Genomic DNA, 1,092 nt, shown 5'->3' on the forward strand with positions numbered 1-1,092 from the left:
GTCACGCTGAAAATGCCGGCCTTTGAATGGGTTCATGTGCAGCTCCATCAGCAAAAGGGGATGATAAGTTTATCACCACCGACTATTTGCAACAGTGCCAGTCCGAGAACATGCTTTCCATGGTCTCTGAGCTCGCCTTTGGGACCGACATATCGGTAGAGAGTGACGCGCTCGATGCCGAGTTCCTTGCAGAGATCGGAAACTGAAGTATCGCGCTGGGCCATGGCGGCTTGCGCGAGACGCACCTGAGCTTTGGTGAGCGCGAATTTTCGTCCGCCCTTGCGACCGCGCGCTCTCGCGGAGGCGAGACCCGCCATGGTGCGCTCTCGGATCAGATCCCGCTCGAACTCGGCCAAGGTGGCGAAGATTCCGAACACCATGCGACCGGACGCAGTCGTGGTGTCGATCTGAGCGCCCTTTCCAGTCAGAACCCGCAGGCCGATCTTGCGGTCTGACAGCTCCTTCACCGTGTTGACCAGATGGGCAAGCGATCGTCCGAGGCGATCGAGCTTCCAGACCACCAGCACATCGCCGTCACGCAATGACTTGAGGCAGGCAGTCAAGCCAGGGCGATCATCACGACCGCCGGAAGCAAGATCATCATAGATATTGTCCCGTTCGACACCTGCGGCGCGCAAGGCGTCGTGCTGCAGGTCGAGAGACTGCGAGCCATCGGCTTTGGAGACGCGGGCATATCCGATCAGCATGTATCACAAACGTTGGTTTGAGGCGGCGCTTCGGCCACGATTGCATTGACCTCTGGAAATGTATCTCAACCAGCTTCGGGGTTCAAGGTCCAATGATGTAAAAAACCACGCTAAGAGGTTAATTCATTGTTTGTATTGAAATTTAATGGTCTTAACTCGCCCTTCAGAATATCTTCCGGTAACGAAAACGTATAATGCCCCAGCATATTTATATGGCCATGTATCAGCGGCGATAATCTTGCCAGATGCTCCTCTTCAGGTGTTTCCCCCGATTTGCGAAGATGTGACGGCACTGTTGCAAATAGTCGGTGGTGATAAACTTATCATCCCCTTTTGCTGATGGAGCTGCACATGAACCCATTCAAAGGCCGGCATTTTCAGCGTG

1 protein-coding gene and 1 pseudogene are annotated in these 1,092 nt (G+C 54.3%); both read right to left on the minus strand.

The window, feature by feature from the left end; translation table 11 throughout:
- Nucleotides 1-47: 47 nt before the first annotated feature.
- Complete coding sequence (locus ACMWLG_RS25810; RefSeq protein ID WP_000904905.1) at nucleotides 48-707, minus strand: recombinase family protein; 660 nt, start codon at nucleotides 705-707, stop codon at nucleotides 48-50.
- A 110-nt stretch (nucleotides 708-817) separates the two neighbouring features.
- Nucleotides 818-991, minus strand: a pseudogene (locus ACMWLG_RS25815) (Tn3 family transposase); the annotation flags it as partial.
- Nucleotides 992-1,092: the final 101 nt, after the last annotated feature.

The organism is Enterobacter sp. 01-M-02-SI-ECC (genome assembly GCF_047530595.1).
Lineage (GTDB): Bacteria > Pseudomonadota > Gammaproteobacteria > Enterobacterales > Enterobacteriaceae > Enterobacter > Enterobacter cloacae_M.